Source organism: Streptomyces asoensis (assembly GCF_013085465.1).
In the GTDB taxonomy this organism is placed as follows: Bacteria; Actinomycetota; Actinomycetes; order Streptomycetales; family Streptomycetaceae; genus Streptomyces; species Streptomyces cacaoi_A.
The window spans coordinates 6,256,520-6,280,936 of the sequence record NZ_CP049838.1; the positions used below are offsets into that span (position 1 = coordinate 6,256,520).

23 protein-coding genes are annotated in these 24,417 nt (G+C 71.1%); 14 read left to right on the top strand and 9 right to left on the bottom strand.

Translation table 11 applies throughout. The features are described 5' to 3' along the window. Positions 1-79: 79 nt before the first annotated feature. Both G9272_RS28135 and G9272_RS28140 read left to right on the top strand, forming a co-directional pair. Positions 80-1,528 (top strand): NAD(P)H-quinone dehydrogenase, encoded by a 1,449-nt coding sequence (locus G9272_RS28135; RefSeq protein ID WP_171399105.1) that lies wholly within the window; start codon positions 80-82, stop codon positions 1,526-1,528. A 188-nt stretch (positions 1,529-1,716) separates the two neighbouring features. Then, on the top strand, positions 1,717-2,682 hold the full coding sequence (locus G9272_RS28140; protein ID WP_078889947.1) for a DeoR/GlpR family DNA-binding transcription regulator: 966 nt from the start codon (positions 1,717-1,719) through the stop codon (positions 2,680-2,682). Positions 2,683-3,445: 763 nt separating this feature from the next. Here G9272_RS28140 and G9272_RS28145 read toward each other — a convergent pair. Next, positions 3,446-5,218: an acetyl/propionyl/methylcrotonyl-CoA carboxylase subunit alpha gene (locus tag G9272_RS28145; protein ID WP_171399106.1), complete on the bottom strand. Its 1,773-nt coding sequence runs from the start codon at positions 5,216-5,218 to the stop codon at positions 3,446-3,448. A gap of 373 nt (positions 5,219-5,591) precedes the next feature. On the opposite strand from G9272_RS28145, the gene G9272_RS28150 reads away from it, so the two are divergent. Then, positions 5,592-6,086 carry a hypothetical protein gene (locus G9272_RS28150; RefSeq protein ID WP_171399107.1) on the top strand — a complete coding sequence of 165 codons (495 nt, stop codon included), beginning with the start codon at positions 5,592-5,594 and terminating at the stop codon, positions 6,084-6,086. On the opposite strand, the gene G9272_RS28155 is transcribed toward G9272_RS28150, so the two are convergent. The 4 genes from G9272_RS28155 to G9272_RS28165 form a co-directional block, all read right to left on the bottom strand. Next, positions 6,055-6,660: a Maf family protein gene (locus G9272_RS28155; RefSeq protein ID WP_171399108.1), complete on the bottom strand. Its 606-nt coding sequence runs from the start codon at positions 6,658-6,660 to the stop codon at positions 6,055-6,057. The two genes, G9272_RS28150 and G9272_RS28155, sit on opposite strands and share 32 nt — an antisense overlap. Positions 6,661-6,687: 27 nt before the next feature. Beyond that, positions 6,688-6,816 (bottom strand): morphogenic membrane protein MmpB, encoded by a 129-nt coding sequence (gene mmpB / locus G9272_RS45975; protein WP_020128130.1) that lies wholly within the window; start codon positions 6,814-6,816, stop codon positions 6,688-6,690. Positions 6,817-7,002: 186 nt separating this feature from the next. Then, a complete protein-coding gene (locus G9272_RS28160) occupies positions 7,003-7,212 on the bottom strand; it encodes an acyl-CoA carboxylase epsilon subunit (protein ID WP_171399109.1) in 210 nt (69 codons plus the stop codon). 9 nt (positions 7,213-7,221) lie between these two features. Further along, complete coding sequence (locus G9272_RS28165; protein ID WP_171399110.1) at positions 7,222-8,835, bottom strand: acyl-CoA carboxylase subunit beta; 1,614 nt, start codon at positions 8,833-8,835, stop codon at positions 7,222-7,224. A gap of 110 nt (positions 8,836-8,945) precedes the next feature. On the opposite strand from G9272_RS28165, the gene G9272_RS28170 reads away from it, so the two are divergent. Both G9272_RS28170 and G9272_RS28175 read left to right on the top strand, forming a co-directional pair. Beyond that, on the top strand, positions 8,946-9,812 hold the full coding sequence (locus G9272_RS28170; RefSeq protein WP_171399111.1) for a biotin--[acetyl-CoA-carboxylase] ligase: 867 nt from the start codon (positions 8,946-8,948) through the stop codon (positions 9,810-9,812). A 115-nt stretch (positions 9,813-9,927) separates the two neighbouring features. Next, positions 9,928-11,076 carry an adenylate/guanylate cyclase domain-containing protein gene (locus G9272_RS28175; protein WP_171399112.1) on the top strand — a complete coding sequence of 383 codons (1,149 nt, stop codon included), beginning with the start codon at positions 9,928-9,930 and terminating at the stop codon, positions 11,074-11,076. Here G9272_RS28175 and G9272_RS28180 read toward each other — a convergent pair. Then, positions 11,073-11,786 carry a hypothetical protein gene (locus tag G9272_RS28180; protein ID WP_253267967.1) on the bottom strand — a complete coding sequence of 238 codons (714 nt, stop codon included), beginning with the start codon at positions 11,784-11,786 and terminating at the stop codon, positions 11,073-11,075. The two genes, G9272_RS28175 and G9272_RS28180, sit on opposite strands and share 4 nt — an antisense overlap. Before the next feature lie 244 nt (positions 11,787-12,030). Between G9272_RS28180 and G9272_RS28185 the strand changes: the two genes are divergently transcribed. The 3 genes from G9272_RS28185 (at position 12,031) to hutH (ending at position 15,700) form a co-directional block, all read left to right on the top strand. Next, positions 12,031-12,834 (top strand): enoyl-CoA hydratase/isomerase family protein, encoded by an 804-nt coding sequence (locus G9272_RS28185; protein ID WP_171399113.1) that lies wholly within the window; start codon positions 12,031-12,033, stop codon positions 12,832-12,834. A 100-nt stretch (positions 12,835-12,934) separates the two neighbouring features. Then, entirely contained in the window at positions 12,935-14,077 is a 1,143-nt protein-coding gene (locus G9272_RS28190; RefSeq protein WP_171399114.1) for a GGDEF domain-containing protein, read from the top strand. A gap of 84 nt (positions 14,078-14,161) precedes the next feature. Next, positions 14,162-15,700 carry a histidine ammonia-lyase gene (gene hutH, locus G9272_RS28195; RefSeq protein ID WP_171402215.1) on the top strand — a complete coding sequence of 513 codons (1,539 nt, stop codon included), beginning with the start codon at positions 14,162-14,164 and terminating at the stop codon, positions 15,698-15,700. 74 nt (positions 15,701-15,774) lie between these two features. On the opposite strand, the gene G9272_RS28200 is transcribed toward hutH, so the two are convergent. After that, positions 15,775-16,566 carry a hypothetical protein gene (locus G9272_RS28200; protein WP_171399115.1) on the bottom strand — a complete coding sequence of 264 codons (792 nt, stop codon included), beginning with the start codon at positions 16,564-16,566 and terminating at the stop codon, positions 15,775-15,777. 42 nt (positions 16,567-16,608) lie between these two features. Beyond that, entirely contained in the window at positions 16,609-16,989 is a 381-nt protein-coding gene (locus G9272_RS28205; protein WP_171399116.1) for an LPXTG cell wall anchor domain-containing protein, read from the bottom strand. Positions 16,990-17,098: 109 nt separating this feature from the next. Here G9272_RS28205 and G9272_RS28210 point away from each other — a divergent pair, with 109 nt between their 5' ends. The 5 genes from G9272_RS28210 to G9272_RS28230 all read left to right on the top strand — a co-directional run bounded on the left by G9272_RS28210 (position 17,099) and on the right by G9272_RS28230 (position 22,170). Then, positions 17,099-17,455, top strand: coding sequence for a hypothetical protein (locus G9272_RS28210; RefSeq protein WP_171399117.1), 357 nt, complete (start codon positions 17,099-17,101; stop codon positions 17,453-17,455). 200 nt (positions 17,456-17,655) lie between these two features. Beyond that, positions 17,656-18,918, top strand: a complete 1,263-nt coding sequence (locus G9272_RS28215) for a L,D-transpeptidase (protein ID WP_171399118.1) — start codon at positions 17,656-17,658, stop codon at positions 18,916-18,918. Between the two features lie 155 nt (positions 18,919-19,073). Further along, entirely contained in the window at positions 19,074-20,555 is a 1,482-nt protein-coding gene (locus G9272_RS28220) for an ABC transporter permease (RefSeq protein ID WP_171399119.1), read from the top strand. Between the two features lie 46 nt (positions 20,556-20,601). Further along, positions 20,602-21,288: an ABC transporter ATP-binding protein gene (locus G9272_RS28225; protein ID WP_054242539.1), complete on the top strand. Its 687-nt coding sequence runs from the start codon at positions 20,602-20,604 to the stop codon at positions 21,286-21,288. Between the two features lie 90 nt (positions 21,289-21,378). Then, on the top strand, positions 21,379-22,170 hold the full coding sequence (locus G9272_RS28230) for a group II truncated hemoglobin (protein WP_171399120.1): 792 nt from the start codon (positions 21,379-21,381) through the stop codon (positions 22,168-22,170). 27 nt (positions 22,171-22,197) lie between these two features. Here G9272_RS28230 and G9272_RS28235 read toward each other — a convergent pair whose 3' ends face one another. Beyond that, a complete protein-coding gene (locus G9272_RS28235) occupies positions 22,198-23,103 on the bottom strand; it encodes a helix-turn-helix domain-containing protein (protein ID WP_171399121.1) in 906 nt (301 codons plus the stop codon). Positions 23,104-23,276: 173 nt separating this feature from the next. Between G9272_RS28235 and G9272_RS28240 the strand changes: the two genes are divergently transcribed. After that, positions 23,277-24,317, top strand: coding sequence for an NAD(P)-dependent alcohol dehydrogenase (locus G9272_RS28240; RefSeq protein ID WP_171399122.1), 1,041 nt, complete (start codon positions 23,277-23,279; stop codon positions 24,315-24,317). Positions 24,318-24,417: the final 100 nt, after the last annotated feature.

A 24,417-nucleotide genomic window follows, 5' to 3' on the forward strand; every position in this document is an offset into this window, starting at 1 on the left:
CCCGCACACGCGTCACTCTCGTAACGGTGGCGGCCCCCGCGGCCCCCCGGGGCAGTACCACCGGCCCCCGTGCGGGACAATGGAGTACGTGACTCGGATCGTGATCATCGGTGGCGGACCCGGCGGCTATGAGGCAGCGCTGGTTGCCGCGCAGCTCGGCGCGGAGGTGACCGTCGTCGACTGCGACGGTCTGGGCGGAGCGTCGGTGCTGACCGACTGCGTGCCGTCGAAGACCCTGATCGCCACGGCCGAGGTGATGACCACCTTCGACTCCTCGTACGAGGAGCTGGGGATCATCGTCGCCGACGACACCCCGCCGCTGGAGCAGGCCGCCCGGGTCGTCGGGGTGGACCTCGGCAAGGTCAACCGGCGGGTGAAGCGGCTCGCGCTCGCCCAGTCGCACGACATCACCGCCTCCGTCACCCGGGCCGGGGCGCGCGTGCTGCGCGGGCGCGGCCGGCTGGCGGGCATGCAGGCCCTCGACGGCTCGCGCAAGGTCGTGGTCAGCGCCGCCGACGGCACCGAGGAGACCCTCACCGCCGACGCCGTCCTGCTCGCCACCGGCGCCCACCCGCGCGAGCTGCCGGACGCCCAGCCCGACGGCGAGCGCATCCTGAACTGGACCCAGGTCTACGACCTCGGCGAGCTCCCCGAGGAGCTCATCGTGGTCGGCTCGGGTGTGACCGGTGCCGAGTTCGCCGGCGCCTACCAGGCCCTCGGCTCCAAGGTCACCCTCGTGTCCTCGCGCGACCGCGTGCTGCCCGGCGAGGACCCGGACGCCGCCGCCGTCCTCGAGGACGTCTTCCGGCGCCGTGGCATGAACGTCATGGCCCGCTCGCGCGCCGAGTCCGCCAAGCGGGTCGGTGACCGGGTCGAGGTCACCCTGTCCGACGGCCGGGTCATCACCGGCTCGCACTGCCTCATGGCGGTCGGCGCCATTCCCAACAGCGAGGGGATGGGGCTGGAGGAGGCGGGCGTCAAGGTCCGGGAGTCCGGTCACATCTGGACCGACAAGGTGTCCAGGACCACCGCCCCGGGCGTGTACGCGGCCGGCGACGTGACCGGGATCTTCGCCCTGGCCTCCGTCGCCGCCATGCAGGGCCGTATCGCCATGTACCACTTCCTCGGCGACGCGGTGGCCCCGCTCAACCTGAAGACCGTCTCCTCGAACGTCTTCACCGACCCCGAGATCGCCACCGTCGGCTACAGCCAGGCCGACGTGGACGGCGGCAAGATCGACGCGCGGGTCGTCAAGCTGCCGCTGCTGCGCAACCCGCGCGCCAAGATGCAGGGCATTCGCGACGGCTTCGTCAAGATCTTCTGCCGGCCCGGCACCGGGATCGTCGTCGGCGGTGTGGTCGTGTCGCCGCGCGCCTCGGAACTCATCCACCCGATCTCGATCGCCGTCGACAACAATCTGACGGTCGAACAGATCGCGAACGCGTTCACCGTGTACCCGTCCCTTTCCGGGTCGATCGCGGAGGTGGCGCGACAGCTGCACACCCGGAAGACGACGGGCGAGGTCTGACGGCCGGTTTCGACTCCCCGCTGGTCACGGGGAGTTGACGGCGCGTCGTCGTCGGGTTGCCGGGCATGCGGGAGGCATAGGCGCCGGAACTGGGCCCTATACCACTCCCCGTCCCCCTGTGCGAACAACTTCTACTATTCGGCGCAAAGAGCTGAAAGCAGACGGTCGTCCGCGTTACTGTCAGTTTCGTGTTCGCTGCAGAACGTCGTCAATTGATCCTCGAAATGGTGCGAGCGAACGGGGCCGTGTCGCTCCGTGAACTCGCCCGCGTCGTCCAGACCTCCGAAGTGACCGTACGGCGGGACGTGCGCGCGCTGGAGGCAGAAGGACTCCTCGACCGCCGGCATGGCGGTGCGGTATTGCCGGGCGGGTTCACGCGAGAATCCGGCTTTCCGCAGAAATCCCATCTCGCGACCGCCGAAAAGACCGCCATCGCGGACCTCGCCGCCAACTTCGTGGAAGAGGGCGAGGCCATTGTGGTCGGGGCGGGCACCACGACACAGGAGCTGGCCCGCCGGCTCGCCCGGGTGCCCGGACTGACCGTCGTCACCAACTCCCTGCTCGTCGCCCAGGCGTTGGCCCATGCCAACCGGGTCGAGGTCGTGATGACCGGCGGCACCCTGCGCGGCTCCAACTACGCCCTCGTGGGGAGCGGCGCCGAGCAGTCCCTCCAGGGACTCAGGGTGTCGCGGGCCTTCATCTCCGGGAGCGGACTGACCGCGGAGCGCGGGCTGTCCACGTCCAACATGCTGTCGGCGTCCGTGGACCGGGCGCTGGTGCAGGCGGCCGCCGAGGTCGTCGTCCTCGCCGACCACACCAAGCTCGGCACGGACACGATGTTCCAGACCGTGCCGACGGATGTCATCACCCGGCTGGTGACCGACGAGCCGCCCGCGCACGACGACCGTGCGGCCACGGAGCTTCAGGCTCTGGCGGACCAGGGGGTGCAGATCGCCGTGGCCGGGGCGTCCGGGAGCCCGGGGGGTGATGCGGTCCCGGCGCGCCATCAGCAGCAGCGTCGGGACGTGCCGTTGCCGGCTCCGCGGCGGGGGCAGGTGCCGGGTGCTGCCGCGGGCTTGCGGGCGGCCTCGATGCTGGGTGAGCAGGCCCCTGGCGGGGAGCGGGCGAGGGTCGCGGACCTGCGTCGTCGTTGACCTCGCGGGGCCGCCCCTGGGGGCTCCGCCCCCAGACCCCCGTTCGGCCCTGAACGGGCCTCGTCCTCAATCGCCGGACGGGCTGGATGGTCCGGCCCCGTTGGATGGTCCCGGCGGGCCGCATGGTCCCAGCGGGCCGGAGGGTCCGGTAAGCCGGAGGGTCCGGCAGGGCGAAGGGCCCGGCAAGCCGGAGGTCCCGGCAGGGTGGAGGGTTCGGTAAGCCCCGAGGTCCCGGCAGGGTGGAGGGTTCGGTAAGCCCGGCGGTCCCGGCAGGGTGGAGGGTTCGGTAAGCCCGGAGGTCCCGGCGGGGTGGAGGGTCCGGCAGGGTTGAGGGTCCGGTAAGCCGGAGGGCCCGGCAGGCTGGAGGTCTGGCTGGCCGGAGGTCCCGGTGAGCCCGGAGGTCGCAGCAGCCCGGAGGTCCCGGTAAGTCGGAGGGTTCGGCAGGCCGGAGGTCCCGGCAGGGTGGAGGGCCCGGTAAGCCGGAGGTCCCGGCAGGCTGGAGGGCCCGGCAGGCCGGAGTCCCGGTCGCCCGGAGGTCGCAGCAGCCCGGAGGTCCCGGTAAGTCGGAGGGTTCGGCAGGCCGGAGGTCCCGGCAGGGTGGAGGGGTCGGTAAGCCGAGGGCTGGATGGTTCGGTAAGTCGGAGGGCCTGGGTGGGGCGGTTGGGCTCTGGAAGGCGGGCTGAGGGCCGGATGGGGCGTTGGGGTTGTGAAACGCGGCGAGGCGCCCGGGGAGTGGGCGCCTCGACACGGGTGATCCCTGGGGTCAGTCCTTGATCTCGCAGATCGCCGCGCCCGAGGTGATGGACGCGCCGACCTCCGCGGCCAGGCCCTTGATGGTGCCGGAGCGGTGCGCGTTCAGCGGCTGCTCCATCTTCATCGCTTCGAGGACGACGATCAGGTCGCCCTCCTTGACCTCCTGGCCCTCCTCGACCGCGATCTTGACGATCGTGCCCTGCATGGGCGAGGCGAGGGTGTCGCCGGAGGCCATGGGGCCGGACTTCTTGGCCGCGCGGCGCTTGGGCTTGGCGCCCGCCGCGAGGCCCGTGCGGGCCAGGCTCATGCCGAGCGAGGACGGGAGGGAGACCTCCAGACGCTTGCCGCCGACCTCGACGACGATCGTCTCGCGGTCCGTGTCGTCCTCGGCCTCGCTGTCGGCCGGGGCCGAGAACGCGGGGATCTCGTTGACGAACTCGGTCTCGATCCAGCGCGTGTGGACCGTGAACGGGTCCTGGCTGCCGGTGAGCTCCGGCGCGAACGCCGGGTCCCTGACCACCGCGCGGTGGAACGGGATGGCCGTGGCCATGCCCTCGACCTGGAACTCCGCCAGGGCGCGGGCCGCCCGCTGGAGCGCCTGCTCACGGGTGGCGCCGGTGACGATCAGCTTGGCGAGGAGCGAGTCCCACGCCGGGCCGATCACACTGCCGGACTCGACACCCGCGTCCAGCCGCACACCCGGACCGGACGGCGCGGCGAACGTGGTGACCGTGCCGGGGGCCGGCAGGAAGCCCCGGCCCGGGTCCTCGCCGTTGATACGGAACTCGAACGAGTGACCGCGCAGCTCCGGGTCGCCGTAGCCGAGCTCCTCGCCGTCGGCGATCCGGAACATCTCGCGCACCAGGTCGATGCCCGCGACCTCCTCGGTCACCGGGTGCTCGACCTGGAGACGGGTGTTGACCTCCAGGAAGGAGATCGTGCCGTCGACACCGACGAGGAACTCGACGGTGCCCGCGCCGACGTAGCCGGCCTCCTTCAGGATGGCCTTCGAGGACGCGTACAGCTCGGCGACCTGCGCCTCGGAGAGGAACGGCGCAGGGGCCTCCTCGACCAGCTTCTGGTGGCGGCGCTGGAGGGAGCAGTCACGGGTCGAGACGACGACCACGTTGCCGTGGCTGTCGGCCAGGCACTGCGTCTCCACGTGCCGCGGCTTGTCCAGGTACCGCTCGACGAAGCACTCGCCCCGGCCGAAGGCGGCGACCGCCTCGCGGACGGCCGAGTCGTAGAGCTCCGGCACTTCTTCCAGCGTCCGGGCGACCTTCAGGCCGCGACCGCCGCCGCCGAAGGCGGCCTTGATCGCGATCGGCAGGCCGTGCTCCTCGGCGAAGGCGACGACCTCGTCGGCGCCGGAGACCGGGTCGGGTGTACCGGCGACCAGGGGCGCGCCGGCCCGCTGGGCGATGTGCCGGGCGGCGACCTTGTCGCCGAGGTCACGGATGGCCTGCGGGGGCGGGCCGATCCAGATCAGGCCCGCGTCCAGGACCGCCTGCGCGAAGTCGGCGTTCTCCGAGAGGAAGCCGTAGCCGGGATGAACGGCGTCGGCCTCGGACTCCCGTGCCGCGTTCAGCACCTTCTCGATGTCGAGATAGCTGGTCGCAGGAGAGTCACCGCCCAGGGCGAACGCCTCATCCGCTGCGCGGACATGCAGAGCGTCCCGGTCCGGGTCGGCGTACACGGCCACGCTCGCGATACCGGCATCCCGGCACGCCCGGGCCACGCGGACTGCGATTTCGCCACGGTTGGCGATGAGCACCTTGCGCACGATTGAGGCTCCCTCCTTGAAACAAGCCGAGTTTAGGGACTGCCGACACGCCTCATCGACCCGTCCCCAAAGGTGAGCTTGCCCACACGGAGCGTGATGCCAGGCTCACTCGACCGCGAAATCCCTTGTAGTACCGCCGTACGCAGCACTCCTCCGACAAACCCTAGCCCTCTGATGTGGCCAAGGTCTCTGTGAGCACGTGCTGCGGCACACTCCGTTTCTTTGTGGAGTCCCTACGAATGGCCCAACGATTCTTTGCCGCGCGCAGAACCCTTGTCCCGCGGTTTACCCGTTAGTAGCGTTCAGGGTGTCTCGAACGTACGTCAGGTAACAGCACCCTTGCTCGGGTCGGGGTCGAAAGTGGGTGGGACCGGTGGTGCGCAGACCGGTGGCGTGGATCGTGGCGGTCGTGCTCTTCGCGGAGGCGCTCGGCGTCGCCGCGCTGAACTGGTTCATGGGCGTCGTGGTGGACCGGCAGGACATGTCCCTGGCCGGAATGGACCCGGACGTCATGTCGACGTCCTCGAAGGTCGGCGGGATCCTCTTCGGCCTCTACTTCGGCCTGTGCGCCGTGGTGGCCCTGCTGGTGGCGCTGCGCGACCGCGCGCCCGCCGGACTCGGCCGGGTGCTGCTGATCAGCGCCGCGGTCGTACACGCCCTGCTGGGCGCCTTCGCGTGGGGTCTGCTGGGCTGGACGCAGTTCCTGTTCATGGTGGTCGTCCTCGCCCTGATCGTGCTGCTCCTGATGACCTACGACGCCCAGCAGCGGCCCGTGGCCCCGCAGCCGGAGGACAGCAAGGGTGACGGCGGCGGCCCGCCGGTCGCGCCGGCGCCGGTCACGCCTCCGACGGCGCCCACAACTCCGTGATCCCGACGCCCAGTTGCGCCAGCAGTCGGCGCACGAGGGGCAGGCTGATGCCGATGACGTTGCCGTGGTCGCCCTCGATGCCCTCGATGAACGGGGCCGAGCGGCCGTCGAGGGTGAACGCCCCGGCGACGTAGAGGGGTTCGCCCGAGGCGACGTACGCCGCGATCTCCTCGTCGGTCGGCTCGCCGAAGCGGACGACGGTGGAGGCGGTCGCGGAGGTGTAGCGCCCGCTGACGGTGTCGTAGACGCAGTGGCCGGTCTGGAGTGTCCCGGCCCGGCCGCGCATCGCCTTCCAGCGGGCGGTGGCCTCCGCGGCGTCCGCGGGCTTGCCCAGCGCCTCGCCGTCCAGGTCGAGCACCGAGTCGCAGCCGATCACCAGGGCGCCCTTGACCTCGGGCTTCGCGGCCACGACGGAGGCCTTCGCCTCGGCGAGCGCGAGCGCCAGATCGGCCGGGGTGGGGGCGGTGACGGCGTCCTCGTCGACCCCGCTCACGATCACCTCGGGGGCGAGACCGGCCTGTCGCAGCAGGTTCAGCCGGGCGGGGGACTGGGAGGCGAGGACGAGTCGGCGCATGCGGTCAGCCTAGCGGCGTGGCGCGCTTTACCTGAGCCCCAGCACGATCATCGCTATCACCATGGCCAGGGCGAGGAAGAGGCCGAGTCTCCGCAGGCTCTCCTGCATCTCGCGGAGTTCCTCGGGGGGCTCGTTCTCGGGGTCGGACCACAGCATGCCACCAGCGTGGGGCTTGGCGGGGGCCTGTGCCTGAGTAGGCGTACTCAAATGTGGGCCCGCAGCCGTACACCCGATGTTCGGGTGTTCGTCGGCTGCGGGCCGGTGGGGGCTTGTCGCGCCCGCGCGGCGGAGCCGCATATCGATACGGCCCCGCGCCCCTGAAAAGCGGGTGGTCGGCTGTCCTCAGCTCGGCCAGTAGGTGCGGGTCCAGGACGCCTGGCCGGGGTGTGGGACTCGGTGTGTCGCGATGCGGGACGGGTCGGACCATGCGTCCCTCGGGGGCTCCGCGCCGGACGGTGTGGCCGTTGCCGCCGCGGCGCGGGCCCGGACCACCGCCAGGGCGGCGGCGAGCTCCTCGGGGGTCGGGTTGCCCCGTACGACCTTGATCGTCACAGCGGCTCCTTAGAGGGGGATGTTGCCGTGCTTCTTCGGAGGGAGGGATTCCCGCTTGGTGCGCAGTTGACGCAGGCCGCGCACGATGTGCCGGCGCGTTTCGGACGGCATGATCACCGAGTCGACGTAGCCGCGCTCGGCCGCGACGTAGGGGTTGAGGAGGGTGTCCTCGTACTCCCGGATCAGCCGGGCGCGCACCGCCTCCAGATCCTCACCGCTCGCCGCCGCCTCCGCGATCGTGCGGCGGTGCAGGATGTTGACCGCGCCCTGGGCGCCCATCACGGCGATCTGGGCGGTCGGCCAGGCCAGGTTGATGTCCGCGCCCAGGTGCTTGGAGCCCATGACGTCGTAGGCGCCGCCGAAGGCCTTGCGGGTGATCACCGTGATGAGCGGGACCGTCGCCTCCGCGTACGCGTAGATCAGCTTGGCGCCGCGGCGGATGATGCCGTCGTGCTCCTGGTCGACGCCGGGCAGGAAGCCGGGGACGTCCACGAAGGTGATGACCGGGATGTTGAAGGCGTCGCAGGTGCGGACGAAGCGGGCCGCCTTCTCCGAGGCCGTGATGTCCAGACACCCGGCGAACTGCATCGGCTGGTTGGCGACGATGCCGACCGGGTGGCCCTCGACCCGGCCGTAGCCGGTGAGGATGTTCGGCGCGAACAGTGCCTGGGTCTCGAAGAACTCGGCGTCGTCCAGCACGTGTTCGATCACCGTGTGCATGTCGTACGGCTGGTTGGCGCTGTCCGGGACGATGGAGTCCAGCTCCAGGTCCTCGTCGGTGACGGACAGGTCCGCCTCCTCCGGGAACACCGGGGCCTCGGAGAGGTTGTTGGACGGCAGGTACGACAGCAGCTGCTTGACGTACTCGATGGCGTCCTTCTCGTCGCCGGCCATGTGGTGCGCCACACCCGACACCGCGTTGTGGGTGCGCGCGCCGCCCAGTTCCTCGAAGCCGACGTCCTCGCCGGTGACCGTCTTGATGACGTCGGGTCCGGTGATGAACATGTGCGAGGTCTGGTCCACCATCACCGTGAAGTCGGTGATCGCGGGCGAGTACACCGCGCCGCCCGCGCACGGGCCGACGACCAGGCTGATCTGCGGGATCACCCCGGACGCGTGTGTGTTGCGACGGAAGATCTCACCGTACGCGCCCAGGGACGCGACACCCTCCTGGATCCGGGCGCCGCCGGAGTCGTTGATGCCGATGACCGGGCAGCCGGTCTTCAGCGCGAAGTCCATGACCTTGACGATCTTCTGGCCGTAGACCTCGCCGAGGGCGCCGCCGAAGACCGTGAAGTCCTGGGAGAAGACGGCGACCGGGCGGCCGTCGACCGTGCCGTAACCGGTGACGACGCCGTCTCCGTACGGGCGGTTGTTCTCCAGGCCGAAGTTGGTGGAGCGGTGCCGGGCGAACTCGTCCAACTCGACGAAGGAGCCCTCGTCGAGGAGCAGCTCGATCCGCTCACGGGCCGTCAACTTGCCCTTGGCGTGCTGCTTCTCGACGGCACGCTCCGAACCGGCGTGCGTCGCTTCCTGGATGCGGCGCTGGAGATCCGCGAGCTTGCCCGCGGTCGTGTGGATGTCGATCCCTGGGATCTCGTGGCGCTCTTCCGGCTCGGACATCGGGATGTGGCTCCCTGCCTGCTCAAAAGGGGGGACGGTTACTCATCCGTAGAGTAGTGCTGGCCCTGGGGATCGGCAGTGCGGCATTCAACACACCTAGGGTGGCTTGCATGACACCGCGAGATGCAGCAGACGACGGCGGCAGCCGGTGGTCCGATCTGGACCGTCCGCCCCTCAACGCCATGGCGCTGCGCCGGGCGCTGGTACGGGAGGGCGGGCTGTGGTCACAGGTGGAGGTGGTGCAGAGCACCGGTTCCACCAACTCCGACCTGGTCGACGCGGCGAGCGCGGGCAGGGCGTCCGAGGGCGCGGTCCTCGTCGCCGAGGAACAGACCTCGGGGCGCGGCCGGCTGGACCGCCGCTGGACCGCGCCCCCGCGTTCCGGGCTGTTCTTCTCCGTGCTGCTCACCCCGAGCGAGGTGCCGGTGGCCCGCTGGGGCTGGCTGCCGCTGCTCACCGGGGTCGCCGTGGCGACGGGGCTGTCCCGGGCGGCGGGTGTCGACACGGCACTCAAGTGGCCCAACGACCTCCTGGTGACCGTCGGGGGAGAGGAACGCAAGGCGGGCGGCATCCTCGCGGAGCGGGCCGGCCAGGAGTCGGTCGTGGTCGGCGTCGGGCTCAACGTCACCCTGCGGGCGGACGAGCTCCCGGTGCCGCTGGCGGGTTCGCTGGCCCTGGCAGGTGCGCAGAACACGGACCGGGACCCGCTGCTGCGGGGCGTCCTGCGCTCGCTGGAGGAGTGGTACGGGCGCTGGCGGGCGGCCGGCGGCGACCCGGCGGCGAGCGGTCTCCAGGAGACGTACGCGGCCGGGTGCGCGACGCTGGGACGAACGGTACGGGCCGAGCTGCCGGGGGACCGGTCGATCGTCGGCGAGGCGGTCGCGGTCGACGGGGACGGACGGCTTGTGATCGCCACGAAGGAAGGGGTACAGGAGCCGGTGGGCGCGGGAGACATCGTGCATCTGAGGCCGGCGTGACCCGAACGCCGGGCTGCGTGACCCGGCCGAACCGGACGGAGTGAGCTGGCGCACACCTGCCGTAGAGTTGAGGCCGGTCGATACCTGACCGCGGAAGATCGGAAGGGCAGCAGGCGTGACCGTCGACGACACGGGCTCCGGCGCGGGCGCGGACGGCCGGGGAAACCTGCCGGCCGAACCCGGTGAGCCGGGCGACCCCGGTGAGGACCCGCATCCTCTCGCCCTGCGCCTCGAACAGCTCATCCTCGGCGCAGAGCGGCGCTACACGCCGTTCCAGGCCGCCCGCAGCGCCGGTGTCTCCATGGAGCTGGCGTCGCGTTTCTGGCGGGCCATGGGCTTTGCCGACATCGGGCAGGCCAAGGCGCTCACCGAGGCCGATGTCCTCGCCCTGCGGCGGCTGGCCGGTCTTGTGGAGGCGGGGCTGCTGAGCGAGGCGATGGCCGTGCAGGTGGCGCGGTCCACCGGGCAGACCACCGCCCGTCTGGCGGAATGGCAGATCGACTCCTTCCTGGAGGGGCTGACCGAGCCGCCCGAGCCGGGGATGACCCGCACCGAGGTCACGTATCCCATCGTCGAGCTGCTGCTGCCCGAACTGGAGGAGTTCCTCGTCTACGTCTGGCGCCGGCAGCTCGCCGCCTCGGCGGGCCGGGTCGTCCAGGCCGCCGACGACGAGGAGATGGTCGACCGGCGGCTGGCCGTCGCCTTCGCGGACCTCGTCGGCTTCACGCGGCTGACCCGGCGGATGGAGGAGGAGGAACTCGGCGAACTCGTCGAGGCCTTCGAGACGACCGCCGCCGACCTGGTCGCCGCCCGCGGCGGGCGGCTGATCAAGACGCTCGGCGACGAGGTGCTGTACGCGGCCGACGACGCGGGCATCGCCGCCGACATCGCCCTGCTGCTCGTCGAGACGATGAGCAACGACGAGACGATGCCCGAACTGCGGGTCGGCATGGCGTTCGGCACGGTCACCACCCGGATGGGCGATGTCTTCGGCACGACGGTCAACCTGGCCTCCCGGCTGACGTCGATAGCTCCCCGGGACGCCGTCCTCGTCGACAGCGCCTTCGCCGAGGAGCTCATCCGCTCCGGCGACGCCCCGGCCTCGGAGGCGGAGGCCGCCGAGGAGGCGGCCGCCGCCGAGAAGGAGGGCGAGGAGCCGCCGAAGTACCGCTTCGCGCTCCAGCCGATGTGGCAGCGGCCGGTGCGCGGTCTCGGCGTGGTCGAGCCCTGGCTGCTGACGCGACGCAACGACGTCGACGGCTAGAGCCTTGGTACGGCGCCACCCAGCGGGTCCACGCAGAGGCCGATGACGGGAACGCAGACGCCCGGCTGACGTGGAGCGTCGGGCTGCTCCGGCCGGGGCGCGGGTGCGGCCGTGGTGGGTGCGGGTGCGGGTGCGGGTGTTCTCGCGGGTGAGGTGGGCCGCGGGGCGGCGGTCGTTCCGGGCGCCGGGGTGCGGGGCGCGGGCGCGGCCGGGGTGTAGGTGGCGCCCGGGGTGAGGGCGACGGACGTCGGTGCGCCGGGGACGCCCGGGACCAGGCCGGCAGCCCCGGGTGCCGGGGAGGCGCTCTCTCCGCCCATCGCGCTGGCCGCGGTCGGCGTGGGCACGACGGCGGCGGACGGGCCGCCCGAGCGGTCGGCGCCGGCGTCGGTGTCCGTGTAGGCGCCGTCTGTGGAGGCGCCGGTGTCAGCCGCGGTGTCGGTGCCCGCGACGGGTTCGGGCCGGGGTTCGGCCTCCGCGGTGCCGAGACCACCGGCGCCGCCCGGGTCGGGGGTCAGCCGGACGAGGCTCAGCACCCCTGCGGCCAGCGCGAGGCTGCCGGCGGCGAACAGCACCTTGCGGGGGCGGGGACGGCGGTGCCGGCCCCGGGGGCGCGGGGCCCACGGCGCACCCGTCTCCCCGGACGCCGTCCCGTCGTCCTGCGCAGCCGTCTGGTACGGCCCGGTCCACGTGCTCACCGGCGTGCTCGTCATCGCGTTCTCTCCCCGGTGCGGTCGCGCCCCCGATGCGCCGGGGCGGACGCACGTTATGCGCTCCCGTGGGCGTTGCGGGGGGAGTTGGGTGGCATGTCACCCGAACGGGTAGCCGGAGCCCGGATACGGGGGTTCAGGGGGTCGGCCCGCTCTTTCGTCTCCCGGTCCCGGCTGCGATGATCGGACGAACGTTGTTAACCCGCGTTAACCGGAGGGTGTCGTGAGCGGTGTCGGGAACGGTGTCTTGAGCGAGGAGCGGTTCGGGGAGTTCGTCCTGGTGCGGCGGCACGGGGACGGCGGGCATGTCGCCGAGCTGGTCCTCGACCGGCCGAAGGCCATGAACGCCGTCTCCACCGACATGGCCCGGTCGATCGCCGGGGCGTGCGCGGCGCTGGGCGGTGACCGGGACGTGCGGGTGGTGGTGCTGACCTCGACGCACGAGCGGGCGTTCTGCGTCGGCGCCGATCTGAAGGAGCGGAACTCCTTCAGCGACGCCGAACTGCTGCGGCAGCGGCCGCTCACCCGCGCCGCGTACACCGGGGTGCTGGAACTGCCGGTGCCCTCGGTCGCGGCGGTGCACGGCTTCGCACTGGGCGGCGGCTTCGAACTGGCGCTTGCGTGCGACGTGATCGTGGCCGACGGTACGGCCGTGGTCGGGCTGCCGGAGGTGTCGGTGGGCGTGATTCCCGGCGGCGGCGGGACCCAGTTGCTGCCGCGCCGGGTGGGGGCGGCCCGGGCGGCCGAGCTGGTGTTCACGGCGCGCCGGGTGGCGGCGGCCGAGGCGCGGGACCTGGGTCTGGTGGACGTCCTGGTGGACGAGGGGCGGGACCGGGAGGAGGCGCTGGCGCTGGCCGCGCGGATCGGCGGCAACTCGCCGGTGGGCCTGCGGGCGGCGAAGCGGGCGCTACGCCTGGGGCAGGGGCTGGACCTGCGGGCCGGACTCGAGATCGAGGACGCGGCGTGGCGGTCGGTGGCCTTCTCCGGGGACCGGGCGGAGGGAGTGGCGGCCTTCAACGAGAAGCGGAAGCCGCAGTGGCCGGGGGAGTGAGGGCGGCGGCGGGAGGGTGACACGCGACCGGAGGTGCGCTCATCACTCTCAGTGGCCCTTCGGTGTCCCCTTTCGGGGTGAATGTCCCTAGCCTGGGGAGATGGGTGACGACAGACGCCTGGTGGCCGTGGTGGCGCTCGCGCAGGGAATGGCGGCCGCGCACACCCCCCGCGACTCGTGGCGCGCGGCCGCGCTCGGGGCCTGCCGGGCGCTCTCCGGAGGCTTCGCCGCACTCTCGGTGTGGGAGCGGGACCTCGGGCGGCTGCGCGTCCTGGTGAACGTGGGGGACCGGGCCGCCGACGAGGACGAGTTCCCGGACGGCGAGGCCTATCCGGTGCACCAGTTCCCCGAGATCACCGAGTTCCTGCACGAGCGCTGGGTGGCCGGCGGGGAGCCCAACGCCTGGGTGGAGACGGCCCAGGGCCCCGCCGCCGGGCGCCCCGGCTACTGCCATCAGCGGGTCGCCGCCCTGCGCCGCCGGGGCCGTGGCTCCTGTGTGGTCGCGCCGATCGTGCTGCACGGCCGCGCCTGGGGCGAGCTGTACGTCGCCCGTTCCGTGGGCACCCCCGTCTTCGACCGGGCCGACGCCGACTTCGCCACCGTCCTCGCCGCCGTCGTCGCCGCCGGGCTCGCCCAGACCGAGCGGCTGGAGGAGGCCCGCCGGCTCGCCTTCACCGACGCCCTCACCGGTCTGGCCAACCGCCGCGCCGTCGACGTACGGCTGGAGGAGGCGGTCGAGCGGCATCGCGTGGAGGGGGTCGTCGTGAGCCTCGTGGTGTGTGACCTCAACGGGCTGAAGCGGGTCAACGACACCCTCGGGCATGCCGTCGGGGACCGGCTGCTGGAGCGGTTCGGGTCGGTGCTGTCGCTGTGCGGGGCCATGCTGCCCGGCGCGCTGGCCGCCCGGCTCGGCGGCGACGAGTTCTGTCTGCTGGCCGTCGGGCCGCCCGCCGACGAGGTCGTCAAGGTCGCCGACGACCTCTGCCGGCGGGCCGGTGAACTGGAGCTCGGCGAGGGGGTGGCCTGCGGGGTCGCCTCCACCGAGGACCCCATCGGGCCGGTGTCCTCCGCCCGCAGGCTGTTCCGGCTGGCCGACGCCGCCCAGTACCGGGCCAAGGCCGTGCGGGCCGCCCGGCCGGTGGTCGCCGGGCGGGAGGGCCCCGACGATCCCGTCGTACGCCTCGCCGACGAGCCCTCCCGCGAGCGGACCGCCGAGCGGCGGCGGTTCAGGGGACGGCGTTGAGGATGTGACCTATTCGGTAAGGGGTGAACCCGGTACCCACTGGTGACATCCCGGTCTTCACTGCGTACGCTCCTGAATATGGATATGCACACTGTGGTGGTGGGGACGTCCGGCGTGACCGCGTCCGACGTGCTCGCCGTGGCGCGCGACGGCGCCCGGATCGAGCTCTCCGGTGAGGCGATGGCGGCCCTCGCCGCGGCCCGCGAGATCGTGGACGCGCTGGCGGCCAAGCCCGAGCCCGTCTACGGCGTCTCCACCGGGTTCGGCGCCCTCGCCACCCGGCACATCAGCCCGGAGCTGCGCGCCCAGCTCCAGCGCAACATCGTCCGCTCGCACGCCGCCGGCATGGGCCCGCGGGTCGAGCGCGAGGTCGTCCGGGCGCTGATGTTCCTGCGGCTGAAGACCGTCTGCTCCGGGCACACCGGCGTCCGGCCCGAGGTCGCGCAGACCATGGCCGACATCCTCAACGCCGGCATCACCCCGGTCGTGCACGAGTACGGCTCCCTCGGCTGCTCCGGCGACCTGGCCCCGCTCTCGCACTGCGCCCTCACCCTCATGGGCGAGGGCGACGCTGAGGGCCCCGACGGCGCCGTACGGCCCGCCGGAGAGCTGCTCGCCGAGCACGGCATCGCCCCCGTCGAGCTGCGTGAGAAGGAGGGCCTGGCGCTCCTCAACGGCACCGACGGCATGCTCGGCATGCTGGTCATGGCCCTCGCCGACCTCGACATGCTCTACAAGTCCGCGGACGTCACGGCGGCGCTCAGCCTGGAGGCGCTGCTCGGCACCGACAAGGTGCTCGCCCCCGAGCTGCACGCCATCCGCCCGCATCCGGGGCAGGGCGCCTCGGCCGCCAACATGCTGGCCGTGCTGGCGGGTTCGGAACTCACAGGTCACCACCAGGACGACGCGCCCCGGGTCCAGGACGCCTACTCGGTGCGCTGTGCCCCGCAGGTCGCCGGCGCCGGCCGCGACACCATGGCGCACGCCCGGCTCGTCGCCGAGCGGGAGCTGGCCTCGGCCGTCGACAACCCGGTGGTGCTGCCCGACGGCCGGGTCGAGTCCAACGGCAACTTCCACGGCGCGCCGGTCGCCTACGTCCTGGACTTCCTCGCCATCGCCGTCGCCGACCTCGCCTCCATCGCCGAGCGGCGCACCGACCGGCTGCTGGACAAGAACCGCAGCCACGGCCTCCCGCCGTTCCTCGCGGACGACGCCGGTGTCGACTCCGGGCTGATGATCGCCCAGTACACACAGGCCGCGCTGGTCAGCGAGCTGAAGCGGCTGGCCGTACCGGCGTCCGCCGACTCCATCCCGTCCTCCGCGATGCAGGAGGACCATGTGTCGATGGGCTGGTCCGCGGCCCGCAAGCTGCGCACCGCCGTCGACAACCTCACGCGCGTGATCGCCGTCGAGCTGTACGCCGCCACGCGCGGTGTGGAGCTGCGCGAGGGGCTCACCCCGGCGCCGGCGTCGCGTGCGGTCATCGAGGCGGTACGCAAGGCGGGCGTGCGGGGCCCCGGCCCGGACCGGTTCCTCGCGCCCGACCTCGCGGCGGCGGACGCCTTCGTGCGCGGCGGACGGCTCGTCGCCGCGGTGGAGACGGTCACCGGACCGTTGCGGTAGCGCGCTCCGGTAGTGCGAAAGGGCCCCGCCGCACGGATGCGGCGGGGCCCTTTCGGCGTGCGTGGGTCGGCGGGCTACTTCAGCTTGGCGACCTGCGCGTCGACCACGGCCGCCGGGATGGCGCCCATGTCGCCGCCCTTCGTCATCGCGGCGAAGTTCACCGTGTAGAACGTGGCGACGGTGTTGCCCTTGCGCACCACCTCGGTGTGGAAGGTGGCCGTGCCCGCGCCGTCCATGTCGACGTCCGCGGCGAACGTCACCGCCTCGTCACCCTTCGCGGCGCCCTTCTCCGCGACGACCTTGGTGACCTTGGTGGTCTCACCCTCGGCCGTCAGGCCGTACCCGCCGGCACAGGCCGTCACGCCGTCGGAGACGGCCTTCATGGCCTTCTCGGCGCCGTCGCCCTCGTACGAGGAGAGACCCACGAACGTCATGTCGACGTCGAAGGCGTCCGCGAAGTCCTCCGGCTGCACGGTGGCGCCCGACGCCTTGTCCTCCGAGACCGTGTTGCTGGCGTTCGCGTCCGTGTCGCCCGGGGCGAGAGCGGCCGTGGCCCAGGCGAGCGGGTCGCAGGCCGGCTTGTCGGTCTTCACCGCGGTCTTGGAGGCCGGGAGGGTGTCGTCGCCCGACTCGGACTTGTAGCCCTTGAGTTCGCCCTGCGCGAGCAGCAGCTTCTCCAGCTCGGCGGTGGTGAGCGCCTTCGCGGCCGGAGCCGACGAGGAGGAGGCGGCGGACGAGGAGGAGGAGGACGCCTTGGAGTCCGCGGAGTCCTTCGCCCCCTCGTCCGAACATGCGGTGAGGAGGGAGAGCGACAGTGCGCCTATAGCGGCGGTGGCGCACAGTCGTGCCCCCGGTGATCTCTTCATGGGCGAACTATGAAGAGCCTGTCAAAGAACAGTCAAGTTGTTTCAAAAACCCAGACGTTCCCGGCGAACGGAATAAACCACGAAGCCCGCGCCCAACGCGAGAAGCGTGGTTCCGCCGACGACGTACGGGGTCGTGTCGAAGCTGCCGGTGTCGGCGAGCCGGACGCCGTCGTCGGTCGTGGTGTCGGCCGCCGTCTCGGCGGTCGTTCTGGCCGTAGTGCCGGTCGTGCCGTCGGCGGTGGTGCCGACGGTGGTGTCGGTCGTGGTCGTCGACGCGGCCCGTGCCTGGGTCGTGATCTGCGTCGTCGTGCCCGTTCTGGCCGGGGTGTCCTGGGACGCGTTCGCGGACGGGACGAACCACAGGGCACCCAAGAGGGTCCCCGCGGCGGTGGCGGTCAGCAACGGACGTCGAGCGGATGACACGGAATATCGATCCCCTTGTGGCGCTGGCGAATTGGCCGTGTGGTCCGATGCTAATGAAAGTCGCGGGTCGCGGGAAAGTTGCGGGAGCTGTGAGCCGTACGCTCCGGCCATGAGCACTGAAGAGACATCACGTTTTGTACGTATTAGAGTAGAAATTCTCCTCGAGGTGCACGACGAGGACGCCGTGACGACGGCGGCGCTGCGGCGGGTCGCCGACGACGCGGAGCTCCCGGACGTCGAGCGCGCGCACGCCGAGGGCGCTGTGACGGAGGACACCGCGGAGGCCCTCGCCTATCTCGTCGACCCGTTCGACCTGGTCGGCGAGGTACCCGGGGTGGAGCTCCAGCAGGCCTCCTGGTCCAGCGAACGGGTCGACTACGACCCGGATTCGCCGGAGTGGGACCTCGACGAGGATGATGTCGACGAGGATGACGAGGCGGACGGCGAAGAGGGCCGCATCGACTGAGCGTTCCGGGAAACTCGTCACCCCGGACGGCAACCGCCGACCGGGGTTTCGTCGTCTCAGCAGGCGCACGAACCGACACCCGCACCATCCGCGTCACGAACGTGGCGTGCCCCACACCTTCGGGAATGTGGAACGGGGGGAACCGGTCGTAGCGTTGATGTTCTTGACGGGGACTCTCTGGGTTCTGGTATTCGGCAACGATGGAGAAGCGTGTGATGACGGACAGTAGGCGGCGCCGAGGTCTGATGACCGCGTCCGCACTGCTCGGCGGTGTGCTGGTGCTCTCTGCGTGCTCCGGCGGCGAGAGTGACGCCTCCGACGGCGGAGGCAGCTCCTCGCAGGCCAAGGCCGACGAGGCGGCGGCCAAGAAGTCCTCCGAGGCCCAGATCAAGATCACGCCCGCGGACGGCTCGGACAACGCCTCCATCAACAACTCCGCGGCCGTCACGGTGAGCAAGGGCACGCTCACCACGGTGACGATGACCACCTCCGACGGCACGGCCGTCGAGGGCGCGCTCTCCGCCGACAAGACCAGCTGGAAGCCGAACGCGCAGCTCGAGCGCTCCACCACCTACAAGGTGGCGGCCGAGGCGAAGGACTCGGGCGGCCTCGTGGCGCACGAGAACGCCTCCTTCACCACGGTCTCCCCGGACAACAGCTTCATAGGCAACTTCACGCCGGAGGACGGTTCGACCGTCGGCGTGGGCATGCCCGTGTCGATCAACTTCAACAAGGAGATCACCAACAAGGCGGCCGTGCAGAAGGGCGTCACGGTCACCTCCACCAGCGGTCAGGAAGTCGTCTGCCACTGGTTCTCCACCCAGCGCATGGACTGCCGTCCCGAGGACTACTGGAAGGAGAACTCCACCGTCACGCTGAAGCTCGCGCTCGACGGAGTGGAGGGCGCCGACGGTGTCATCGGGGTCCAGCAGAAGACGGTCACCTTCAAGGTCGGCCGCAACCAGGTCTCCTACGTGGACGCCAAGACCAAGCAGATGAAGATCACGCACAACGGCGCGGTCATCAAGACCATCCCCATCTCGGCCGGCTCGCCCGACAACAAGACGTACGAGGGCCAGATGGTGATGTCGGAGAAGTTCAAGGAGACGCGCATGAACGGCGCGACCGTGGGCTTCACCGATGACGACGGCAAGGGCGAGTACGACATCAAGGACGTGCCGCACGCCATCCGCCTCACCAACTCCGGCACCTTCGTGCACGGCAACTACTGGGGCGCGAAGTCCATCTTCGGCTCGGTGAACACCAGCCACGGCTGCGTGGGTCTGTCCGACACCAAGGGTGCCAACGACTCGGGCACGGCGGGCTACTGGTTCTACACCAACTCCATCGTCGGCGACGTCGTGGTGGTCAAGAACACCGGCGACAAGACCGTGTCCCCGGACAACGGTCTCAACGGCTGGAACATGGACTGGGCGCAGTGGAAGGCGGGTTCGGCCGTCTGAGGTAGTTCCTGACGGTCGGTTCGACAGTCCACCCACAGCTTTCCGGTGCCGCCCCCAGGGGCGGCACCGGTGTTTCCGGGGTCGATCACAGCCTTCTCATCGTTCTCTTATTTCGGCCTTATCCCTTCATCACGCGCGGTACCTACCGTGCGGCCATGTTCTTCACCTACCTGAGGCGCGAACTGCGCCGCCGTAGAAAAGCGGCCCTCGTCGTCGCCTCCGGGCTCGCGCTGGGTATCGCGCTCGTCATCGTGGTCACCTCCGTGTCCTCCGGCATGGGGAAGGCCCAGGACAAGGTCCTCCAGTCCCTGTACGGACTGGGTACGGACATGACGGTCACCAAGGCCGCCTCGCCCACCGCGAGCGCCTCGGACCGGCCGCGCTTCCAGTTCGACGCGCAGGACAACGACTCCGACGCGGAGCAGAGCACCGACCGCGTCATGGTGCAGGGCTTCCAGACCCTGTCGACCGCGACCGTCACCAAGGTCGGCAAGCAGGGCGGTGTCTCCGACGCGGTCGGCGGACTCAGCCTCCAGGTCCTCAAGGTCGACGGCCAGTTCACCCGCGGCCAGTTCCAGCAGAACGGCAACGGCAACGGCGGCCAGCAGGGCGGCGGCGCCGGTGGCAACGGCGGCGGCAACGGCCAGCCGCAGGGTGAAGTGCAGGGCGGCGGCGCCAACTTCGACGTCAACAGCTACTCCGTCTACGGCACCGACGTCACCGAGCCCGAGCTCGGCCCGCTGACCTCCTCGACGATCACCAGCGGCCGCACCTTCAAGGCCACGGAGAACAACGGCAAGGTCGCGGTCCTCGACTCGGCGTACGCCAAGGAGAAGTCGCTCAAGGTCGGTTCCACGCTGACCATCAGCAAGGTCAAGTTCTCGGTGATCGGCATCGCCACGGCCGACAGCGGCGACGCCGCCGCCAACGTCTACCTTCCGCTGACCCAGGCTCAGACCCTCAGCGACTCGAAGGACAAGGTCACCACGATCTACGTCAAGGCGACCGACTCCCAGAAGATCGACAGCGTCAAGTCGACGATCCAGAAGAACGTCTCGGGCACCACGGTGACGACCTCCGCCGACCTCGCGGACACCGTCTCCGGCTCCCTCTCCACGGCCTCCTCGCTCGCCACCAACGTCGGCAAGTGGCTGTCCATCGCGGTCCTGATCGCCGCCTTCCTGGTCGCCGGTCTGCTCACCTCCTCGGCGGTCTCCCGCCGCGTCCGTGAGTTCGGCACGCTGAAGGCGCTGGGCTGGAAGTCCGGCCGGGTCACCCGGCAGGTCGTCGGCGAGGCCATGGTCAACGGTCTGCTGGGCGGTGCCCTGGGCATCGCCCTGGGCCTGGCGGGCGCGTACGTCGTGACCGCGATCAGCCCCACGCTCCAGGCCCAGTTGGGCGGCGGCGGTGGCGGCGGGGGCCAGGGCGGTCCCGGCGGTGGCGGCGGCGGCTTCGGCGGTGGCGGTCGCCAGGCGGCGGCCAAGACCCTCGACGTGGCGCTGACGGCGCCGGTGAGCGTCACGACGGTGGCCGTCGCGGTGGGTCTCGCCGTGGCCGGCGGTCTGATCGCCGGGGCGTTCGGCGGCTGGCGCGCCTCGCGGCTGCGCCCGGCCGACGCGCTGCGCCGCGTCGAGTAGCCGAACCGCCCCACCCCTCATACGCACACCAGGAGTTGTTGTCCCCATGTACGAACTCAGAGGCGTCACCAAGCGCTACAGCCGGGGCAAGGAAACGGTCCACGCCCTCGCCGGCGTCGACCTGACCATCCCGGACGGCGACCGGCTCGTCATCCAGGGCCCCACCGGCGGCGGCAAGTCCACGCTGCTCCAGATGATCGGCGCGCTCGACCGGCCGTCCGAGGGCGAGATCGTCCTCGACGGCGTCGACCTGGCCAAGCTCTCCGAGGCCAGGCTGACGAAGGTGCGCAGCGAGAACATCGGCTTCGTCTTCCAGTCCTTCAACCTCATCCCGACGCTCAACGCGCAGGAGAACGTCGAGACCGCGCTCGTCCCGCTCGGCGTGAAGGTCAAGGAGCGGCGCGAGCGGGCCGCCGAGGCGCTGCGGTCCGTGGGCCTGGGCGAGCGCCTCGGACACCTGCCCTCCGAGATGTCCGGCGGCCAGCAGCAGCGCGTCGCGATCGCCCGCGCGCTGGTGAAGCAGCCGAAGGTGCTGCTCGCCGACGAGCCCACCGGCAACCTCGACGAGAGCATGCGCGACGAGATCATGGACGTGCTGCACACCATGTGGAAGGAGCACGGGCTGACCTTCATCATGGTCACCCACGACTCCTCGATCGCGAAGAAGGCCCCGCGCGTGGCGACGATCCGCAAGGGCAAGATCACGGTGAAGGAGAACGCGGCGTCGGCCTGACGTGGGCGCAGGACGCCGGTTCGCTGAGCGCTGAGCGAACGCCCGCCGGAAGACAAGCCTCCGGCGGGCCGTTCGTGCTTGCGTGGCCCCATGACGGCACCCGAGACAAGCACGCCCCGCACCACGGTCGAGTACATCCGGTACAGGATCCCCGAGGAGCGGTCCGCGGAGTTCCTGGCCGCGTACACCCGAGCCGCGCATGAGCTCGCGGCCTCCCCGCACTGCGTCGACTACGAACTCGCCCGCTGCGAGGAGGACTTCGGGCACTACATCCTGCGGATCACCTGGACGTCGACCGAAGACCACCTCGAGGGCTTCCGCACCTCGGACCTGTTCCCCGCCTTCCTCGCGGAGATCCGCCCGTACGTCGGGCACATCGACGAGATGCGGCACTACAAGGTCACCTCGGTGCGCGGGACGGGCTCCGCCGTGCCCACGCTGTACGCGTGGGCGGGCGGCGCGGAGGCCTTCGCCCGGCTCACCGAGGCCTTCTACGCCAAGGTGCTCCAGGACGACCTGCTCGCGCCGGTCTTCGCGGGCCTCGCCCCCGAGCACGCCGAGCACGTCGCCCTCTGGCTCGCGGAGGTCTTCGGCGGGCCGGAGAACTACTCGGCGACCCAGGGCGGCCACAGCCACATGGTGGCCAAGCACTTCGGGCGGGACATCACCGAGCCCCAGCGCCGCCGCTGGGTCAACCTCATCCAGGACGCCGCCGACGAGGCGGGTCTGCCGACCGACGCCGAGTTCCGTTCGGCGTTCCTCGCCTACGTGGAGTGGGGCACGCGGCTCGCCGTCCACTTCTCCGGCCCGGACGCCAAGCCGCCGGCCGAGCAGCCGGTGCCGACGTGGGGATGGGGCGCGGCTCCGCCGTACCAGGGCTGACGGGCCCCGAGGGGGGAGGGGCGGCTCTCAAGCGGACGGAGTCTGCGAGCCGGCCCCCGCCCGCGTCGCGTCCGCTCCCCAGCTCGCCAGCAGCCGCAGCGCCTCCGCCGAGGCCGACCCCGGATCCGCGTGGTACGTCACCATCGTCTGTTCGCCGTCGCCCATCAGCCTGAACCCCTCGAAGTTCAGGGAGAGTTCGCCGACCAGCGGATGCCTCAGCAGCTTCACGCCGTAGCTCTTCTCCTTGACGTCGTGGGTCGCCCACAGCCGCCGGAAGTCCTCGCTCTTCACCGACAGCTGGCCCACCAGCGCGGAGAGCCGCGGGTCGTCCGGATAGCAGCCCGCGTCCATGCGCAGGGCGCAGACGATGTCGATCGCCTTCTGCTCCCAGTCCACGAAGAGGTCCCGGTAGTCGGGGCGCAGGAAGACCAGCCGGGCCCAGTTGCGCTCCGCCACCGGCAGCTCCGCCCAGTCGCCGAAGACCGCCGCCGCCATCCGGTTCCAGCCCAGGATCTCGGTGCGCCGCCCGATGAGGTACGCCGGCACCGAGTCCATCGCGTCCAGCAGCTGCCGCAGCGGGCCCCGCACCTGCTGCTGCGGCGCGCTCTGCTTCTTCTTGTGCTTCGGCTTCGCCAGGTGGGTGAGATGCGCGTGCTCGGCGTCGGAGAGCCGCAGCGCCCTGGCGATGGAGTCCAGCACCTCCGCCGACACGTTCCGCCCGTTGCCCTGCTCCAGGCGCGTGTAGTACGCCACCGACACCCCGGCCAGCTGCGCCAGCTCCTCGCGCCGCAGCCCCGGCACCCTGCGGTGCCGCCCGAAGTCCGGCAGCCCCACGTCCTCCGGCTTCAGCCTGGCCCGCCGGGTGCGCAGGAACTCGCTGAGCTCGGCACGCCGGTCCAGGGAGGCGCCGGGGGGTTCGGGGCGTTCGTCCATGCCGTCCAGTATTCCCGGTCGTACGCACACCATCCTGTCCCCGCCAGTGGTAGGCACAGCAGACGTACGCAGAGGCGTGACCTGGGTGATTCTTGCGAGATGGGGCAGGCTGACCGTCGTACCCGGCCCAAAGGCAGGCCGGAACACGACCCCCCCGCTAGGAGATCCCCGGCATGACCACCGTTGCCGCGTACGCCGCACCCTCCGCCAAGGCTCCGCTGGAGCGCACGACGATCGAACGCCGCCCGGTGCGCGAGTTCGACGTCCTGATCGACATCGAGTTCGCCGGAATCTGTCACTCGGACATCCACCAGGCCAGGGAGGGCTGGGGCGAGGCGATCTTCCCCATGGTGCCCGGCCACGAGATCGCGGGCGTCGTCTCCGAGGTAGGCCCCGGTGTCACCCGGTTCGCCGTCGGCGACCGCGTGGGCGTCGGCTGCCTCGTCGACTCCTGCCGTGAGTGCGACAACTGCAAGGCCGGCCTGGAGCAGTACTGCACCGGCGGCAGCGTCGGCACGTACAACGCCGTCGGCAAGGACGGCGAGCCCACCTACGGCGGCTACGCGCAGAAGATCGTCGTGGACGAGAACTACGTCGTCGGCATCCCCGACGGCCTCGCGCTCGACGTCGCCGCGCCGCTGCTCTGCGCCGGAATCACCACGTACTCCCCGCTGAAGCACTGGAACGCCGGCCCCGGCAAGAAGGTCGCGATCCTCGGCATGGGCGGCCTCGGCCACATGGGCGTCAAGATCGCGCACGCCCTCGGCGCCGAGGTGACCGTCCTGTCCCAGTCGCTGCGCAAGAAGGACGACGGCCTGAAGCTGGGCGCCGACCACTACTACGCCACCAGCGACGAGGCAACCTTCAAGGAGCTGGCGGGCACCTTCGACCTCATCCTCTCGACGGTCTCGGCCCCGCTGAACCTGGACGCCTACCTGGCCCTGCTGAAGACCGACGGCGCCTTCGTGAACGTCGGCGCGCCCGAGGAGCCCGTCGCCCTCAACCTGTTCTCGGTGATCGGCGGTCGCAAGACCCTCGCCGGCTCCGGCATCGGCGGCATCCAGGAGACCCAGGAAATGCTGGACTTCTGCGCCGAGCACGGATTCGGCGCCGAGATCGAGCTGATCAGCGCCGACCAGATCAACGAGGCGTACGAGCGGGTGCTCGCCAGCGACGTCCGCTACCGGTTCGTGATCGACACGTCGACGATCTGACGGTCCTCGTGACAGACCTCGTGACGGACCTTTCGGACCTTGTGACGGTCCTAGCGGCTTCCCGACCGTGAGTGGGGCCCCCGGCGCATCGCGCCGGGGG

What these genes read in the sequence shown, in the direction of transcription:
- G9272_RS28135 (WP_171399105.1), top strand. Translation starts at nt 80, where the DNA reads ATGGAGTACGTGACTCGGATCGTGATCATCGGTGGCGGACCCGGCGGC.
- G9272_RS28155 (WP_171399108.1), bottom strand. Translation starts at nt 6,660, where the DNA reads ATGCGCCGACTCGTCCTCGCCTCCCAGTCCCCCGCCCGGCTGAACCTG.
- mmpB (WP_020128130.1), bottom strand. Translation starts at nt 6,816, where the DNA reads ATGCTGTGGTCCGACCCCGAGAACGAGCCCCCCGAGGAACTCCGCGAG.
- G9272_RS28165 (WP_171399110.1), bottom strand. Translation starts at nt 8,835, where the DNA reads ATGTCCGAGCCGGAAGAGCGCCACGAGATCCCAGGGATCGACATCCAC.
- G9272_RS28170 (WP_171399111.1), top strand. Translation starts at nt 8,946, where the DNA reads ATGACACCGCGAGATGCAGCAGACGACGGCGGCAGCCGGTGGTCCGAT.
- G9272_RS28180 (WP_253267967.1), bottom strand. Translation starts at nt 11,786, where the DNA reads ATGACGAGCACGCCGGTGAGCACGTGGACCGGGCCGTACCAGACGGCT.
- G9272_RS28190 (WP_171399114.1), top strand. Translation starts at nt 12,935, where the DNA reads ATGGGTGACGACAGACGCCTGGTGGCCGTGGTGGCGCTCGCGCAGGGA.
- hutH (WP_171402215.1), top strand. Translation starts at nt 14,162, where the DNA reads ATGCACACTGTGGTGGTGGGGACGTCCGGCGTGACCGCGTCCGACGTG.
- G9272_RS28200 (WP_171399115.1), bottom strand. Translation starts at nt 16,566, where the DNA reads ATGAAGAGATCACCGGGGGCACGACTGTGCGCCACCGCCGCTATAGGC.
- G9272_RS28210 (WP_171399117.1), top strand. Translation starts at nt 17,099, where the DNA reads ATGAGCACTGAAGAGACATCACGTTTTGTACGTATTAGAGTAGAAATT.
- G9272_RS28215 (WP_171399118.1), top strand. Translation starts at nt 17,656, where the DNA reads ATGGAGAAGCGTGTGATGACGGACAGTAGGCGGCGCCGAGGTCTGATG.
- G9272_RS28220 (WP_171399119.1), top strand. Translation starts at nt 19,074, where the DNA reads ATGTTCTTCACCTACCTGAGGCGCGAACTGCGCCGCCGTAGAAAAGCG.
- G9272_RS28225 (WP_054242539.1), top strand. Translation starts at nt 20,602, where the DNA reads ATGTACGAACTCAGAGGCGTCACCAAGCGCTACAGCCGGGGCAAGGAA.
- G9272_RS28230 (WP_171399120.1), top strand. Translation starts at nt 21,379, where the DNA reads ATGACGGCACCCGAGACAAGCACGCCCCGCACCACGGTCGAGTACATC.
- G9272_RS28235 (WP_171399121.1), bottom strand. Translation starts at nt 23,103, where the DNA reads ATGGACGAACGCCCCGAACCCCCCGGCGCCTCCCTGGACCGGCGTGCC.
- G9272_RS28240 (WP_171399122.1), top strand. Translation starts at nt 23,277, where the DNA reads ATGACCACCGTTGCCGCGTACGCCGCACCCTCCGCCAAGGCTCCGCTG.